We start from the raw sequence: 14,531 nt of genomic DNA, 5'->3' as shown, positions 1-14,531 counted from the left end.
GGGTGGTTGCCTCCGGCAGGCCGTACGGGGAACGAACCGACGCCCTTCCACCCCCGGGGGCCTGCCGCGCGGCGAGCGCCGCTTTTAGCTCTTCGTTCTTGATCTTGAATACCGACAGCCCGCCACCCAAAAAGGGTCCGTGACGGATAATCCAGTTACCATCGAAGCCATGTCAGCCCTGGCTCCGTCCCGCACCGAGTCCGACCTGTCCTTCCTCCTCGACCACACCAGCCACGTCCTCCGCACCAAGATGGCCGCCGCCCTGGCCGAGATCGGCCTCACCGCCCGCATGCACTGCGTCCTGGTCCACGCCCTGGAAGCCGAGCGCACCCAGATCCAGCTGGCCGAGATCGGCGACATGGACAAGACGACGATGGTCGTCACCATCGACGCCCTCGAAAAGGCAGGCCTGGCCGAGCGCCGCCCGTCGAGCACGGACCGGCGGGCGCGGATCATCGCCGTCACCGACAAGGGCGCGGAACTGGCCAAGCAGAGCCAGCAGATCGTCGACGACGTCCACCGCGCCGCCCTGAACTCCCTCCCCCAGAAGGACCGCGACGCCCTCCTCCACGCCCTGAACCTCCTGGTCAGCGACCACCTCGCCACGCCCTCCCCCGCTCCGGCGGGCGGTCGCCGCGCCCGGGAGAGCAGCAAGTGAACCCGTAAGAGATTGTCTACAACGAAACTATCCGCTACGGTTCCTCCTGTCGCCGGCGCACGCCGGCACCACAGACAGGAGCCCCCGTGTCCACCCCCAAGACAGACCCGCTCACCCCCAAGACAGACCCGCTCGCCCCCACGACAAACCCCACCCACACCCCCGACACACCACGCCAGGGCCGCTGGGCCGCGCTGGCAGTGCTGTCCGCCGCGATGCTCATGACGATCCTCGACGGCAGCATCGTCACCGTGGCCATGCCCGCCATCCAGCACGACCTGGGCTTCTCGCCCGCCGGCCTGAGTTGGACGGTCAACGCCTACCTCATCGCGTTCGGCGGTCTGCTCCTGCTGTCGGGCCGCCTCGGTGACCTGATCGGCCGCCGCACGGTCTTCCTCGCCGGCAACGCGCTGTTCACCGCCGCCTCGCTGCTCGCGGGCTTCGCCACCACCCCCGGCCTCCTCATCGCCGCCCGCTTCCTGCAGGGCGCGGGCAGCGCGTTGGCCTCGGCGGTGGTCCTGGGCATCCTGGTCACGCTGTTCACCGACCCGGCTGAGCGCGCCAAGGCGATCGGCGTCTTCAGCTTCACCGGCGCGGCCGGGGCGTCCATCGGCCAGGTCCTCGGCGGCGTCCTGACCGACGCGCTCAGCTGGCACTGGATCTTCTTCATCAACCTGCCGATCGGGGCGGCCACCATCCTGTTCGCCCTGCGCACCCTCCCCACCGACCGCGGCACCCTCCCCACCGACCGCGCCGCCACCTCCCCCACCCACCGCCGCACGGCCCTGCGCACCAACGCCGACATCCTGGGCGCCGCCCTGGTCACCTCCGGCCTGATGCTCGGCATCTACACCGTGGTCAAAGTCGAGGAACACGGCTGGCTCGCCGCGCACACCCTGCTCCTCGGCACGCTCTCGCTCGCCCTCCTCGCCGCCTTCGCCCTCCGCCAGCACACCGCGCGAACCCCGCTCATGCCCCTGCGACTCCTGCGCGACCGCACCGTCATCGGCGCGAACACCGTCCAGGTCCTCACCCTGTCCGCGATGTTCGCCTTCCAGATCATCGTCGCGCTCTACATGCAGAAAGTGCTGTCCTACAACGCCTTGAAGACCGGCCTGGCCATGCTCCCCGCGGCCGTGACCATCGGCGGCGTCTCGCTCTTCCTCTCCGCCCGCCTCAACACGAGGTTCGGCGAGCGCGCCGTCCTGACCACGGGCCTGGTCCTGCTCCTGGCCGCGATGCTCAAGCTCACGACCATCCCGGTCGACGCCGACTACGTCACCGACCTGCTCCCGGTCATGCTCCTCATCGCCGGCGGCGGCCTGGTGCTGCCCGCCCTGGCCAGCCTGGGCATGTCCACCGCCAAGCCGGACGACGCGGGCCTGGTCTCGGGCCTGTTCAACACCACCCAGCAGGTCGGCATGGCACTGGGCGTCGCCGTGCTGTCCACTTTGGCCGCGTCAACGACCCGAACCCACCAGGCCTCCGGCACCCCGGAACCGGCCGCCCTCACCGCCGGCTACCACACCGCCTTCACCACCGCCGCAGCACTCCTGGCCGCCGCCATCGCGGTCACCCTCACCGTCCTGCGCAAGTCCCGCACCTCCTGAACAACCCCGCACCGCCCAAACAACCCTGCACCTCCCGAAAAGCCCCGCGACTCCAGAAACCCGAGGAACGAACCATGTCCGGCGCACCTCCCCGCCCCCTCACCGAATCCGAAGTCAGCGACCTCCTCACCCACCAGCGGTTCGGGGCACTGGCCACCGTCAAGCGCAGCGGCCACCCCCACCTGTCCACGGTCCTGTACCAGTGGGCCCCCGACACCCGCACGATCCGCGTCTCCACCACCGCCGACCGCCTGAAAACCCGCCAGATCCGGGCCAACCCGCGCGTGGCGCTGCACGTGACCGGCCCGGACGTGTGGTCCTTCGCCGTGGTGGAAGGGGAGGCCGAGATCACCGAGGACACCCCGGACACCACCGCGCCCGACCGCCGCGTCACCATCACGCTCCAAGCCACCCGCCTCTACGGCACCGCGCTCGACGTGTGACCCCGCACGGCGCCCGCAGACTTTCGAAGGGTTGCGAAAACCGTTGACCGCCGCGCGCCACCGCCCAAAACTCGGGAGATCCGCCGCCACCATTTCCATCCTCAGCGACGAGGGGAAGAACTCCCGTGATCAAGTTCAAGGTCGGCCGCAGGCGCGGCCTGCTCCGCACCCTCATCGGTGGCGCCTGCGCGGTGCTGGTGACCGCGCTGGTGCCCGGTGGCGTGGCCAGCGCGGCGGTGTGCTCGAACCAGACCGGCACGCACAACGGCTACTACTACTCGTGGTGGAGCGACGGCGGCGGGTCGGCGTGCATCGAGTTGGGGTCGGGCGGCAACTACAGCACGTCGTGGCGCAACACCGGCAACTTCGTCGGTGGCAAGGGGTGGAGCAACGGGTCGCGCCGCACGGTGTCGTACTCCGGCTCCTTCTACCCGTCCGGCAACGCGTACCTGACCCTGTACGGCTGGACGTCCAACCCGCTGGTGGAGTACTACATCGTCGACAACTGGGGCACCTACCGCCCCACCGGCCAGTACAAGGGCACGGTCACCACCGACGGCGGCACGTACGACATCTACCAGACCATGCGCTACAACGCCCCGTCCGTCGAGGGCACCAAGACGTTCCCGCAGTTCTGGAGCGTCCGGCAGCAGAAGAGGACCGGCGGCACCATCACCACCGGCAACCACTTCGACGCCTGGTCCCGCGCCGGCATGCGCCTGGGCAACTTCAGCTACTACATGATCATGGCCACGGAGGGTTACCAGAGCAGCGGCAGCTCCAACATCACCGTCCGCTGACCCCGACGCCGGTGGGGCCCCTCGCGCCCCACCGGCGCTCACACGCACTCCCGCCGAACCACGCACTCCCGCCGAACCACCCACCCCCGCCGAACCACCCACCCCCGCCGAACCACGCACTTCTGTCAAACACTGTCAAACCACACCCCACCCCATCTCCCCCACCGCACCACTACAACTGGGACATCGAAACCGCTACCCAACGGAGGCGGCCATGTCCCTGCGGTGGGCTAAGGCCCTCACAACCGCCACAACCCTCACAACCCTGACAACCGCCACAACCGTCCTGACATCCCTGCTCACCACGTCCCCGGCCGCGGCGGCGGTCGAGGAACGCGTCTACGTCGAGTCCACAGTGGACAGCGACCGCGACGGACGCCCCGATCGGATAGCCCTGGACATCGCCCGGCCCACCGGCTCGGGCCGGCACCCGGTCGTCTTCGAGCACAGCCCCTACCGGCACGGACTGGGCACGGTCCCGTTCCACCCGGTCGACGTGGACCGCCTGCCCCAGGAAGGCCTGTTCACCACCACGTCCGCACGACCCGGCACCCGCAAGTCCGCCCCGGACCTCCCCGGCAGCCTCGACAACTACTACGTGCCACGCGGGTACGCCGTCGTCCTGGGCCACAGCATCGGTACCGGCGACTCCGACGGCTGCCCGACCTCCGGCGACCGCCAGGAGGCGCTGGGCGCGAAGGCCGTCATCGACTGGCTCAACGGCCGCGCCCGCGCGTTCGACCGCAACGGCCGAGCGGTCACCGCGTCCTGGAGCACCGGCAAGGTCGGCATGACCGGCGTCTCCTACAACGGCACCCTGCCGAACATGGTCGCCACGACCGGCGTCGAGGGCCTCAAGACGATCGTCCCGGTGGCCGCCCAGTCGAACTGGTACGACTACTACCGCGCCAACGGGCTGGTCGTCGCGCCCGGCGGCTGGCAGGGCGAGGACGCCGACGCGCTGGCCAAGGCCGTGGTGACGCGGTCCGGGTGCGGTGACGAGATCGCGGGCCTGACCCAGCGGCAGGACCGGGTCTCCGGCGACTACTCCGCGTTCTGGGACGAGCGCAACTACACCAAGCGCGCCGGTGACCTGAAGGCCAGCGTGTTCGTCGTGCACGGCCACTCGGACTGGAACGTCAAGGGCTCGCAGTACTCGCAGTGGTGGGAGGCGTTGCGCCGCAACAACATCCCGCGCAAGATCTGGCTGCACCGGGGCGGGCACGGGCCGCCGTCGCGCTCGGACTACCAGGCGACCGTGGCCCGCTGGTTCGACTACTGGCTCAAGGGCATCGACAACGGCATCATGCGCGAGCCCGTGGCGGAGGTGGAGCTGTCGGGCGGCTGGCGCAAGCTCGCTGACTGGCCCGACCCGGCCGCCAAGCCGGTGACCTACCACGTGACCACCACGTCGGCGACCGCTCCCGGCACCCTGTCGAGCACGCCCTCCGGCGGTGTGACACAGGGGTTCGAGGACCGTGGCCGCACGACCACCGCGTCCACCCTGGTCTCCGGCCCCGACACGGCCAACCCGTACCGGCTGGTCCACCGCACGGCCCCGCTCGCCGGCGCGGCCCGCATGTCCGGTGTCGCCTCGGTGGCGCTGCGCATGGCGGTGGACAACCGCGACGACGCCAACGTGACCGCCCTGCTGGTCGACTACGGCCCGTCCGGCGCGACCATCGTGACCAGGGGCTGGATCGACCCGCAGAACCGCAACTCGCCCTCGGCCGGTGAACGCGTGATCCGAGGCCGGGAGTACGACCTGCGCTTCTCCCTGGAACCCAAGGACCACGTCTTCGCCGCCGGCCACCGCATCGGCCTGGTGGTGATCTCGACGGACCACGACCACACCCTGCGCCCGTCCGTCGGGACGCGCCTGCGCCTGTTCCCCGCCGGCAGTTCCCTGACCGTTCCGCTCGTCTGACCCCCGGAAGGCGACCATGTCACACCGACGAGGCCTGACCGCGCTGCTCGCCGCGCTGTCGGCCACCCTGCTCGCGGTGCCGGCACACGCCGCACCCGCCTCACACAACCCGCCCGCCGCGCAGATCCAGAGCGCCGACCCGCCCGCGGACTGCCGGCTGCCCAACCGGACGTTCCTCGGCGAGGGCACGACGAACTGGGCGAACTTCCCGCGCCCGATCGGCCGGGTCCGCGCCGCCGTGCTGTTCCGGGGCAACTGGAACATCGACGCGGAGATGGCCAAGTACAAGCCCGCCGAGCAGTGGTACCTGAACAGCTCGTTCGGGCGCTACCAGTTGGAACTCGTGCCCGTCCGCCGACCGGTCGTCGCCCACCTCGACCACCCGGCGGCGGACGCGGTCGGGGACGTGTCGGTCACGAACGCCAGCACGTGGGGCGACGCGGCCCGGTCCGTCGACCGCCACTTCGACTTCTCCACCACCGACATCGTCTTCCTGACCGACTCGGGCACCAGCCGGTCGTACGCGCAGTTCGACAACGTGACGCTGGACGGGCGCACGATCAAGGCCGGTGCCGTCCTGGGCACCGACTGGGGCAACCACCGCCACCTGCTGCTGGCCCACGAGGGCGGGCACACGATCAGCCTGCCGGACCTGTACGGCGGGCCGGGTGGGCACGGGTACATCGGCAGTTGGGACCTGATGGGCAACCTGGGCGGCGTCGCGCCGGACCACTTCGCTTGGCACAAGTGGAAGTTGGGGTGGTTGGACGACAACCAGGTGAGTTGTGTCCGGACCGTGAACACGTCGGTGACCACGACCCTGTCACCGGTCGAGACGGCGGGCGGTGTCAAGGCGGTGGTCATCCGGTACGGCACCACGGTCGCTTACGTGGCCGAGGTGCGGGCGCGGTCGGGCAACGACTCGCGGGCTTGCCGGACGGGTGTCCTGGTGTACCGGGTGGACAGTGCGGTGGCTTCGGGCTCCGGCCCGGTGCGGGTGGTGGACTCCCGGCCGGCGTCCGGCGGTTGCGGCGGCAACGAACTGAACGACGCCCCTTACGACACGGGCCAGACCTTCACCGCCGGCAACATCCGCATCCAGGTTTTGTCACGGTCGGGCGACAACATCACGGTACGCGCCACCTACGGCACCGCAGCGGCGCACTGACGACGGCCGAAGCCGCCGACGCGGCAAGCGGCTCGGCGGGCTGGGCGGTGGGCGGCCTTGGGCGCCGGCCCCGCCCAGCCACTCAGCGACCCCAGCCCGCCAACCACCCACCACCCACCACCTGCCGCCGACCCCACCGCCGCCCAACGCCGAGCCCACCGCCCGCCGCCAAGCCCACCGCCGAACCCACCGCCGAACCCACCGGTCGGCCGAGCCGGCCAGCCGAGCCGGTCGGCTCGCCCCGATCGCCCCACCAACCCTTGTCAGTGCAATTGCAATGTGACATGGTGTGCGCCACCTCGCTCGCGAAAGTGGTCCTCACCTGCGGAGAAGCGCATGCAACGGTTGGTAGTCGTCGCCCTCTCGGCGGCACTCGCGATGTCACTCTCGGCCTGCGGCGGCGGGTTGCTCGGGTCGGACAGCGCCGCCGAAGGGCCCATCCGGATCGGGATGGCGGTGCCGCTGTCCGGGTCCAGCGCCCCCATCGGGCCGAACATGGAGAACGGCGCCCGGCTCGCCGTGGACGAGATCAACGCCCAGGGCGGGCTCCTCGGCCGCCGGGTCGAACTCGACGTCGAGGACGAGGCCTGTGACGCCACCTCCGCCGTCGCCGCCGCGAACAAGCTGGTCAGCGCGGGGGCCGTGGTCTCGGTCGGCGGCTACTGCTCCAGCGCCACCCTGCCCACCCTGCCCGTGTTCGACAAGGCCGGCATCCCGATGATCATCCCCGCCGCCAACTCCGAGCAGCTCGTCGGGCAGAGGCTGCGCTCGGTCTTCCTGATCAACCCCACCGGGGCGCAGCAGTCCGAGGCCGCGATCCAGTGGATCCGCAAGCGGCAGGCCAAGACCGTCGCCGTGCTGGACGACAACACCAGCTACTCCACCGACATCGCCAAGCGGACCGCCGAGCTGGTCAAGCAGGCCGGGCTCGCCGTCACCACCACGTCCGTCACCCCGGGCGAGAGCGACTACGGCGCGACCGTCACCAAGGTCCTCCAGGGCAACCCCGACTTCGTCTACTGGACCGGCTACTTCCAGGAGGGCGGCCTCCTGGTCGACCAGTTCCGCCGCGCCGGGTACGCCAAGGACTTCATGGTCGCCGACGGCAGCGTGGACCCGTCCCTGGCCTCCATCGCGGGCGGCGCGGACGGGGTGTTCGCCACCATGACCCAGACCCCGGACACGATCGAGGGCGCGGGTGACTGGATCGCCAAGTACCGCAAGGCCTTCAACGCCGAACCCGGCCCGTACTCGACCCAGTCCTACGACGCCGTCCGGGTCGCCGCCGAAGCCATCAAGAAGGCCCGGACCACCGACGGCGACAAGGTCGTGGCGGCCCTCGAAGGCCTCAAGGACTTCCCGATCTTCTCCGGCCCCCTGACCTTCAGCGACCGCCACACCCTCTCCCAGGGCGGCTTCCAGATCCTGGTGGTCAAGGGCGGCAAGTTCGTGCTCCAGGACTCCCTGCGATGATCCAACTCGTCTGGGACGGCCTGTTCGTCGGCTCGTTCTACGCCCTCGTCGCGCTGGGCTACTCGATGGTCTACGGCATCATCAAGCTGCTCAACTTCGCGCACGGCGACATCTACATGCTCGGCGCGTTCGCCGGGTTCGTGGTGCTCTCCGGTGTGGGCGGGGTGTCGGCGGCGTTCTCGGTCGTCGCGCTGGTCGGCGCGCTGGTGGCGGCGATGGCCGTCACCGGCGGGCTCGGCGTGCTGGTGGAGCGGGTCGCCTACCGGCCGTTGCGCGGGTCGCCGCGCCTCGCCGTGCTGATCACGGCGGTGGGCGTGTCGTTCACGCTGGAGTACGGCGTGGCGGCGGCCGGCGCGAACCCCCGCGTGTTCCCGGTGCGGGTGCAGAGCGAGGCGCTGCACGTGCTCGGCGTGCGGATCACGGTGGCCCAGCTCGCTTTGATGGCCATCGCGGTCGGCCTGATGGTCGCCCTCGACCGGTACGTCAACCGCACCTCCACCGGACGGGCCATGCGCGCCATCGCGTTGGACCCCAAGGGCGCGCTGCTGATGGGCGTCAACGTCAACGCGGTCATCTCGCGGACGTTCTTCATCGGCTCGGCCCTGGCGGGCGCGGCGGGCGTGATGGCGGGCGCGTACTACGGGAAGATCGAGTTCCTGATGGGCTTCCTCATCGGCCTCAAGGCGTTCACCGCCGCCGTGATGGGCGGCATCGGCAACATCCGGGGCGCGATGCTCGGCGGCTTGCTGCTCGGCCTGCTGGAGGCGTTCGGCGCGCACGTCCTCGGCGGCGAGTGGCGGGACGTGTTCACCTTCGCCGTCCTCATCCTCTTCCTGTCCGTGAAGCCCACCGGGCTGCTCGGCGAACGCGTCTCGGAACGGGTGTGACCATGGGCAGGTGGGTGGGGCCGGCGGGCCTCCTGGTCGCGGTGGCGATCCCGTTCGTGGACGCCTCGCCGTACACGCTGAACGTGCTGACGACCGCGGCGATCTTCGTGGTGCTGGCGGCCGGGTTGAACATCGTCGTGGGCTACTGCGGCCTGCTGGACCTCGGTTACGTCGCCTTCATGGCCGTGGGCGCGTACACGTCCGGCATCCTCTCCACGGCGTTCGGGATGCCCCTGCTCTACACGGTCCCGGCCGTGCTGGTGGTGGCGGTGTTGGCGGCCCTGGTGATCGGCGCGCCGACGCTGCGGCTGCGCAGCGACTACCTGGCGATCGTGACGCTGGGGTTCGGCGAGATCATCCGGATCACGGCGACGAACCTGGACTTCACCGGCGGTCCGACGGGCATCTTCGGCATCCCGGGGATCGACGTCGGCGGTCCGGCGGGGTTCTACTTCCTCTGCGTCGCCGTGGTGGCGTTGGCGGTGCTCGGGTCCGCGCGGCTGGAACGCTCGCGGCTGGGCCGGGCGTGGATGTTCGTCCGCGAGGACGAGGACGCCGCCGAGGCCATGGGCGTCAACACCTACCGCGTGAAGCTGCTCGCGTACGTGTTCGGCGCGATCTGGGGCGCGTTGGCGGGGGTGCTGTTCGCCGCGCACCTGTCGGCGGTGTCGCCGCAGAGCTTCGTGTTCCTCCAGTCCGCGCTGGTGTTGATGGCGGTGGTGCTGGGCGGCATGGGCAGCACGCGGGGCGTGGTCGTGGGGGCGGTGGTGATCAGCGTGGTGCCCGAGGTGCTGCGGGACCTGGGCGCGTTCCGGTACGTGTTCTTCGGGGTGGTGCTGGTCGTGGTGATGGTGTTGCGCCCGCGGGGCCTGTGGCCGGCGCGGCGGCGGGAACCGGAGCGCGTGGCCGCGCCGGTCCGGGAAGGAGCGCGGGTGTGACCGCCCTGCTGGAGGTGCGCGACCTCGGGATCTCCTTCGGTGGCGTGCGAGCCGTCGACGGGTTGACGTTCTCGGTGGGGCACGGCGAGATCGTGTCCGTGATCGGCCCCAACGGGGCGGGCAAGACGTCGGCGTTCAACTGCGTGACCGGCTTCTACAAGCCCTCGCAAGGCCGGGTCCTCTTGGCCGGCAAGAACATCACGGGCTGGAGCCCGTTCGCCGTCGCGGCGGCGGGGGTGGCGCGGACGTTCCAGAACCTGCGGCTGTTCGCCGACCTGACCGTGCTGGACAACGTCCGGGCCGGGATGCACCTGCGCGGCGGGCAGAACGCGTTCGACGCGCTGCTGCGCACACCCCGGTTCAAGCGGGCGGAACGGACGTGGACCGACGAAGCCCACCGGTGGCTGGACTTCGTCGGCTACGAGGGTCCGCGCGGCGGGGCCGTGCGCGACCTCCCGTACGGGCGGCAGCGGCAGGTGGAGATCGCCCGCGCGCTGGCCCGGGAAGCGCCGCTGGTGCTGCTGGACGAGCCGGGCGCGGGCCTCAACCACGGCGAGAAGACCGCGCTGCTCGGGCTGATCCGCCGCATCCGGGACCTGGGCCGGACGGTCGTGCTGATCGAGCACGACATGGGCCTGGTCATGGAGGTCTCCGAGCGGGTCGTGGTGCTCGACCACGGCCGCGAGATCGCCGACGGCACGCCCGCGCGGGTCAAGGCCGACCCGGCGGTCATCGAGGCGTACCTGGGACGGGAGGGCTGATGCTGGAGTTCACCGACGTGCACGTGCGCTACGGGCACGTGCAGGCGTTGCGGGGCGTGTCGCTGCGCGTGGAGCGGGGCGAGGTCGTGGCGCTGCTGGGCAACAACGGGGCGGGCAAGTCCACCACGCTGTGCGCCGCGTCCGCACTGGTGCCCCTCGCGCGGGGCACGATCACGTTCGACGGGGAACCGTTGCCCGACAAGCCCTGGCACGTCGTCCGGCGGGGCCTGGTGCACGTCCCCGAGGGTCGGCGGGTGTTCAGCACCCTCACCGTCCTGGAGAACCTCCAACTCGGCGGCTTCACCCACGCGGACAAGGCCGCGGTCGCCCGACGCATCGACGCCGTGTTCGACCTCTTGCCGCTGCTGGCCCAGCGCCGTGCCCAGCAAGGCGGCACGCTGTCCGGCGGCGAGCAGCAACTGGTGGCGATCGGCCGGGCGCTGGTCGCCGAACCGCGGGTGCTGATGCTGGACGAGCCGTCGATGGGCCTCGCGCCGCTGATGGTGGCGACCGTGATGGACGTGGTCCGGCGGATCGGCGCGGAGGGCACCACCGTGCTGCTGGTCGAGCAGAACGCGCGAGCCGCGCTGGGGATCACCCACCGCGGCTACGTGCTGGAGAACGGCGTGGTGACCCTCTCCGGCCCGGCGTCCGTGCTCGCCGAGGACCCCCGCGTGGTGGCGGCGTACCTCGGTTCCTGACCAGCACCCCCGAACGGGGGTCTCGCGCCGGTCAGTGCAATGTCACATACTACACCCGTGAACGGAGACTTCGTGAACCACCCCTGGCGCGGCATCCACGTCGCCACCGCCCTGCCCTTCCGCGACGACCTGGGCGTCGACTTCGACGCCTACGCCGCCCACGTGGCCTGGCTGGCGGCGAACGGCATGGACGGCGTCACCCCCAACGGCTCCCTGGGCGAGTACCAGACCCTGACCGCCGAGGAACGGGCCCTGGTGGTGCGGACGGCCGTCGAGGCCGCGCCCGACGGGTTCCGCGTGATGCCCGGCGTCGCGGCGTACGGGTCGGGCGAGGCGGTGCGGTGGGTCGAGCAGGCCGCCGAGGCGGGCGCCCAGTCGGTCCTGCTGCTGCCGCCCAACGCCTACCGGGCCGACCGGGCCACCGTCGTCGCGCACTACCGGGAGGCGGCCAAGGTCGGCGTGCCGGTCGTGGCCTACAACAACCCCTACGACACCAAGGTGGACCTCACCGCCGACCTGCTGGCGGAGCTGCACGGCGAGGGCCTGATCGTGGCCGTCAAGGAGTTCTCCGGCGACGTGCGAAGGGCCTACGAGATCCGCGAGGCCGCACCCGAGCTGGACCTGCTGATCGGCACCGACGACGTCCTGCTGGAACTGGCCCTCGCGGGCGCGGTCGGCTGGATCGCCGGCTACCCCAACGCACTGCCCGCCGCCTGCGGCGAGCTGTACCGCCTGGCGGTCGCGAAGGACCTGGATGCGGCCCTGCCGCTGTACCGGGACCTGCACTCGCTGCTGCGCTGGGACTCCAAGACCGAATTCGTGCAGGCCATCAAGCTGTCCATGGACCTGGCCGGCCGCCCCGGCGGCCCATGCCGCCCACCCCGCCTGCCACTGACCCCGGACCAGGCCGCACGCATCACGACGGACACCGAAGCCGCACTGGCGAAGGGCTACCGGTGAGCCAGGAGACTCCCCTCCAAGACGTCCACAAGGCGATCGAGGCGGCCGACCGAACCTGCTGGACCGGATTCGACCCGGTCACGGTACTGACCACGATCGCCGACCGCCTGGACGACGCCGACCTCATCGGCGTCGCGGAGCGGGAAACCCGACTACCACCTGCACGACTGCGCGGAGAGCTGACCCGAACGACGTTCCAGCTCAAACTGTTCGCGGAACTGGTCGAGACGGGCGCGCACCTGGGCGTGCGGATCGACCACGCGGACCCGGACTGGCCGATGGGCGCACCCCGCCCGGACCTGCGACGGGTGCTCCAGCCGATCGGTCCCGTGGTGGTGTTCCCGGCCGGCAACTTCCCGTTCGCGTTCGGGGTGGCCGGCGGCGACACGGCGTCCGCCCTGGCCGCCGGCTGCCCGGTCGTGGTGAAGGCGCACCCCGGTTACCCGGAACTGTCCGACCTGACCGGTGAGCTGCTGCGAGACCTGGGTGTCGTCGCGGTGATCCACGGCGAGGAGGCCGGGCGGGCGGCGTTGACGCACCCGCTGGTGAAGGCCGGGGCGTTCACGGGGTCGCTGCGGGGCGGCCGGGCGCTGTTCGACCTGGCGGCGGCAAGGCCGGAACCGATCCCGTTCTACGGCGAACTGGGCAGCGTGAACCCGGTCATCGTCGCCCGCGACGCGGCGGCCGGCCGACCCCGGCGCATCGCCGAGGACGCGGCAGTGTCCTTCACGCTCAGCGCGGGCCAGTTGTGCACCAAACCCGGCCTCCTCCTGGTCCCGGAGGACAGCACGATCCCGCAGGAGTTGGCGGCCCTGAAGTTGCCGGTTGCCCCGATGCTGAGCGACCGGATCGCGGAGGGTTACCGGGATGCCGTGGCCTCGGTGCCTCGGGAGGGCGTGACCGAGTTGGCCGCGGGCGACGGGCCGGCCGTGCTCATGACCGACCTGCGGCGGGTGTTGGCGAACTTCGAGGCGTTCACGCGGGAGTGCTTCGGGCCGTTCCTGCTGGTGGTCACCTACGAGGACGACGCGGACGTAATCAAGTTCGCCGGGCGGCTGGAGGGGCAGCTCACCGCGACCGTGATCGCGGACGAGCCGTCCGACTGGATCACCCACCTCACCCGACTGCTGGCCCGACGGGCCGGGCGGCTGCTGTGGAACCAGTGGCCCACCGGGGTCTCGGTCACGCACGCCCAGCACCACGGTGGCCCTTACCCGGCGACCACGGCCGTGGGCAGCACGTCGGTCGGCACGGCGGCGGTGGAACGCTTCCTGCGCCCGGTCGCGTACCAGAACTTCCCACCGGCGCTGCTCCCGGCCGCCGTGCGCGACGACACGCGCGCGCCCGCCCTGGTGAACGGCCGGTTGACGGAGGGAGCCCTTACGATGCGGTGGTGACCACCGAGACCAGGAGACCGCGCTGGTGAACATCCCGAGCATCGGCCCGGTCGAGAAGGTCAGCCTGCGCGACCGCGTGGCGCACGCCCTGCGAGCGGCGGTGATCTCCGGCGAGATGGAGCCGGGCGTCGTCTACTCGGCCCCGTCCCTGGGCGCCCGCTTCGGGGTGTCCGCCACGCCGGTCCGCGAGGCGATGCTGGACCTGGTGCGCGAGAACCTGGTGACCATCGTGCCCAACAAGGGCTTCCGGGTCACCGAGGTGAGCGAGAAGGACCTGGACGACATCACCCAGGTCCGGATGCTGGTCGAGCCGCCGGTCGTGCGCGACGTGACCCCGCTGATCCCGGCGGAGGACTTCCCGGGCCTGCGGGAGATGGCGCAACGCATCGTGGACGGCGCGGTGGCCGGGGACCTGGTCGAGTACACCGAGGCGGACCGGCGCTTCCACCTGGCGTTGCTGGCGTACGCGAACAACCCGAGGATCACCGACCTGGTGTCGGACCTGCGAGCACACACCCGCCTGTACGGCCTGGCAACACTCCTGGAACAGGGCGAACTGGAAGCGGTGGCCCGCGAACACCTGACCATCGTGGACACCATCGAATCCCGAGACGCCACAGCAGTCGAAGAACTCCTGAAGGCCCACATCAGCCAAACCCGCGGCCGCTGGGCCAAGCCCTGACCAAGGGCAAAAAGCGCCGCAGGCGCCACGAGCTGCCAAGCCACAGGAAGGGCCTCGGTTCGTTCCCCGTACGGCCTGGGCGCAGCCCAACCGCGCTTCTCCCTTCTTGGCAACCAGCTTTTCCGG

At 70.9% G+C, this 14,531-nt stretch carries 14 protein-coding genes; all 14 read left to right on the top strand.

Going from position 1 to position 14,531, the window contains the following annotated elements; genetic code table 11:
- Positions 1-169: 169 nt before the first annotated feature.
- The 14 genes from AB0A74_RS39970 to AB0A74_RS39905 all read left to right on the top strand — a co-directional run bounded on the left by AB0A74_RS39970 (position 170) and on the right by AB0A74_RS39905 (position 14,405).
- Positions 170-658: a MarR family winged helix-turn-helix transcriptional regulator gene (locus tag AB0A74_RS39970; RefSeq protein ID WP_358258041.1), complete on the top strand. Its 489-nt coding sequence runs from the start codon at positions 170-172 to the stop codon at positions 656-658.
- An 86-nt stretch (positions 659-744) separates the two neighbouring features.
- Entirely contained in the window at positions 745-2,268 is a 1,524-nt protein-coding gene (locus tag AB0A74_RS39965; protein WP_358258039.1) for an MFS transporter, read from the top strand.
- A gap of 74 nt (positions 2,269-2,342) precedes the next feature.
- Positions 2,343-2,711, top strand: coding sequence for a TIGR03618 family F420-dependent PPOX class oxidoreductase (locus AB0A74_RS39960; protein ID WP_358258037.1), 369 nt, complete (start codon positions 2,343-2,345; stop codon positions 2,709-2,711).
- Between the two features lie 221 nt (positions 2,712-2,932).
- On the top strand, positions 2,933-3,511 hold the full coding sequence (locus AB0A74_RS39955; RefSeq protein ID WP_358258043.1) for a glycoside hydrolase family 11 protein: 579 nt from the start codon (positions 2,933-2,935) through the stop codon (positions 3,509-3,511).
- Positions 3,512-3,725: 214 nt separating this feature from the next.
- Complete coding sequence (locus AB0A74_RS39950) at positions 3,726-5,438, top strand: Xaa-Pro dipeptidyl-peptidase (RefSeq protein WP_358258035.1); 1,713 nt, start codon at positions 3,726-3,728, stop codon at positions 5,436-5,438.
- Positions 5,439-5,454: 16 nt separating this feature from the next.
- Positions 5,455-6,606, top strand: a complete 1,152-nt coding sequence (locus AB0A74_RS39945) for a hypothetical protein (RefSeq protein WP_358258033.1) — start codon at positions 5,455-5,457, stop codon at positions 6,604-6,606.
- A 336-nt stretch (positions 6,607-6,942) separates the two neighbouring features.
- Positions 6,943-8,079 carry a branched-chain amino acid ABC transporter substrate-binding protein gene (locus AB0A74_RS39940; RefSeq protein WP_358258032.1) on the top strand — a complete coding sequence of 379 codons (1,137 nt, stop codon included), beginning with the start codon at positions 6,943-6,945 and terminating at the stop codon, positions 8,077-8,079.
- On the top strand, positions 8,076-8,966 hold the full coding sequence (locus AB0A74_RS39935) for a branched-chain amino acid ABC transporter permease (RefSeq protein ID WP_358258030.1): 891 nt from the start codon (positions 8,076-8,078) through the stop codon (positions 8,964-8,966). Before AB0A74_RS39940 ends, AB0A74_RS39935 begins: the two co-directional genes overlap by 4 nt.
- Before the next feature lie 2 nt (positions 8,967-8,968).
- The gene (locus AB0A74_RS39930; protein WP_358258028.1) at positions 8,969-9,904 is read left to right on the top strand and encodes a branched-chain amino acid ABC transporter permease; all 936 of its coding nucleotides are present in this window, start codon (positions 8,969-8,971) and stop codon (positions 9,902-9,904) included.
- The gene (locus AB0A74_RS39925) at positions 9,901-10,665 is read left to right on the top strand and encodes an ABC transporter ATP-binding protein (RefSeq protein WP_358258026.1); all 765 of its coding nucleotides are present in this window, start codon (positions 9,901-9,903) and stop codon (positions 10,663-10,665) included. Before AB0A74_RS39930 ends, AB0A74_RS39925 begins: the two co-directional genes overlap by 4 nt.
- On the top strand, positions 10,665-11,366 hold the full coding sequence (locus AB0A74_RS39920) for an ABC transporter ATP-binding protein (RefSeq protein WP_358258024.1): 702 nt from the start codon (positions 10,665-10,667) through the stop codon (positions 11,364-11,366). The genes AB0A74_RS39925 and AB0A74_RS39920 overlap by 1 nt, the downstream gene beginning before the upstream one ends.
- Before the next feature lie 57 nt (positions 11,367-11,423).
- Positions 11,424-12,326 (top strand): dihydrodipicolinate synthase family protein, encoded by a 903-nt coding sequence (locus AB0A74_RS39915; RefSeq protein WP_358258023.1) that lies wholly within the window; start codon positions 11,424-11,426, stop codon positions 12,324-12,326.
- Positions 12,323-13,723 carry an aldehyde dehydrogenase (NADP(+)) gene (locus AB0A74_RS39910; protein ID WP_358258022.1) on the top strand — a complete coding sequence of 467 codons (1,401 nt, stop codon included), beginning with the start codon at positions 12,323-12,325 and terminating at the stop codon, positions 13,721-13,723. The genes AB0A74_RS39915 and AB0A74_RS39910 overlap by 4 nt, the downstream gene beginning before the upstream one ends.
- Before the next feature lie 25 nt (positions 13,724-13,748).
- Positions 13,749-14,405 (top strand): GntR family transcriptional regulator, encoded by a 657-nt coding sequence (locus AB0A74_RS39905; RefSeq protein ID WP_358258020.1) that lies wholly within the window; start codon positions 13,749-13,751, stop codon positions 14,403-14,405.
- Positions 14,406-14,531 lie beyond the last annotated feature (126 nt).

The organism is Saccharothrix sp. NPDC042600 (genome assembly GCF_040647305.1).
Taxonomy (GTDB): domain Bacteria; phylum Actinomycetota; class Actinomycetes; order Mycobacteriales; family Pseudonocardiaceae; genus Actinosynnema; species Actinosynnema mutabilis.
The sequence above is the reverse complement of the archived record's forward strand: the minus strand, read 5'-3'. Positions and strand labels throughout refer to the sequence as shown.